This window comes from Phenylobacterium sp. (genome assembly GCF_036723115.1).
In the GTDB taxonomy this organism is placed as follows: domain Bacteria; phylum Pseudomonadota; class Alphaproteobacteria; order Caulobacterales; family Caulobacteraceae; genus Phenylobacterium.
This window is the reverse complement of the sequence record NZ_DAIMHV010000255.1, coordinates 1-1744: the sequence shown is the minus strand read 5'-3', so window position 1 is coordinate 1744 and position 1744 is coordinate 1. Positions and strand designations below refer to the sequence as shown.

The window sequence follows — 1744 nt, the reverse complement described above, 5'->3', positions numbered from 1 at the left end:
TCACCCCGATCGCCATGGACCAGGGCCTGCGCTTCGCCATCCGTGAAGGCGGCCGGACCGTCGGCGCGGGCGTCGTGGCCAAGATCGTCGAGTAATCGGAAAAAGGGCCGAGCGCCCCCACCGACCCGACGACAAAGTCAGAAGGGCCGCCGGGAAACCCCCGGCGGCCCTTTCCTTTTGCCCCAGGCTCGCAATCTCCCTTTGCCTTTTCGAAACCCCGCCGTGGTTTGTTGGCGGCCTTGAGGCGCGCAACTTGCAGGTGTTGCAACCTGAAAGAGCGTTGGGTCCGGAGGGCGCCGAAATGGGACGGGGAGTGGAGGTCGAGAGCCGGGCGGTCGCTGAGCTCAGCCCTGCCGAGCGCGCGCTCTGGGCGCAGTTCCGCGCCGCCAACCCTGCGCTCTACAGCCCATATTTCGATCTCCGCTATATCGAGGCCGCCGCCCGGGTGGCGCCGGGCGCGGCCGTGGCCGTCATCCGGCGTCATCGGGAGGTGGCGGCATTCCTGCCGTTCCAGCGCCGCGGGGGTCTGTTGCAGCCCCTGGCGGCGCCGCTGACCGACTATCACGGCCTGATCGCCCCGGCTGGCGCAGAGATCGATCTGCGCCAAGTGGTCGAACAGCTGGGCGCCAGGCGGTTCCGCTTCAACGGCCTGATGGACGGCGCGGCCGACCGCGGCGAGGGCGCGGTCTCGCGCCCGGCCATGATCGCCGATCTGTCGGAGGGCTACGACGCCTATCTGGAAGGCCGCAAGGCGGCCGGTCAGTGGAGCGCCGTGCGGGACAAGCAGCGCTGCCTGCGCCAGCTCACCAAGGCGCATGGGCCAGCGAGGCTGACCTGGAGCCGCGATCCTGAGGTTCTCAGGACCCTCATGGATGGCAAGCGCGACCAGATGCGCCGCACCGGCCAGCATGACGTCTTCTCCACACCCTGGACCCGGGAACTGCTCGAGGCCCTGCTGGCGATCGAGGCGCCGGACTTCGGCCTGCGGGTGGCGTTGCTGGAGGTCGAAGGCCGGCAGATCGCCGCGGAGGTGGGCCTTCTGTCCGGGGAAACCTACCACTTCTGGTTCCCCATCTATGATCGTGACTTCGCGCGCTTTTCACCCGGCGCCCTGCTGTCGTTCGAGACCTTGAAGGCGCTGGCCGAGCAGGGGGTTCGTCACGCGGACTTCGGTCCCGGCGCAGAGAGCTACAAGAAGCTCTTCGCCGATCCCGGGCCAGAGGTGCTGGAAGGCGACATCCATGTCGATCCGCTGATCGCGCAGATCCGGCGCCTGGTGCAGGAGACGAGCGCCGTTCACCCGCCGATCGGCCGGCGTCTGGCTTCGGTCTATGAACGCATAGAGCGCCGTCTGGACCGCATCGCCGCCTGCGAGCCGACCCTGGAAGGACAGATCGGCGCTGTGGGGCGCTCCCTGGGCGCCCTGGGCCTGCGTCATCGCAAGCTCACCCTCAGCCTGGGGGCGGGCCTGTCTCTGGCCGGCGCCGGCCTGCTGTTGACGGAATAGGAGGCTGACCATGACCGACGCCGCGACCGCGACTCGCGCTGACGAGCGCTTGGTTCCCGCCTGGAGCTCCGAGCAGCGGGCGGGTTTTCGCACGAAGCCGATAACCTTCGCTCACGGCCTGGCGCAGAGCGGTCTCTTCAGCGATGCGGCCCTGGCCGAGCTGCTCGATCGCTATCCCGAAGACCTCTACGACATCAATCTGTTCGATTTCGACGCCGACGGTCAGGTCACCCTGCG

General features: G+C 68.3%; 2 protein-coding genes and 1 pseudogene. All 3 read left to right on the top strand.

Going from position 1 to position 1744, the window contains the following annotated elements; translation table 11 throughout:
• On the top strand, positions 1–95 hold a 95-nt coding region (locus V7D28_RS15225), incomplete at its 5' end, for a hypothetical protein (protein WP_200918645.1).
• Positions 96–301: 206 nt separating this feature from the next.
• The gene (locus tag V7D28_RS15220; RefSeq protein WP_333588225.1) at positions 302–1507 is read left to right on the top strand and encodes a GNAT family N-acetyltransferase; all 1206 of its coding nucleotides are present in this window, start codon (positions 302–304) and stop codon (positions 1505–1507) included.
• Between the two features lie 10 nt (positions 1508–1517).
• A pseudogene (locus tag V7D28_RS15215) lies at positions 1518–1744 on the top strand (hypothetical protein); the annotation flags it as partial.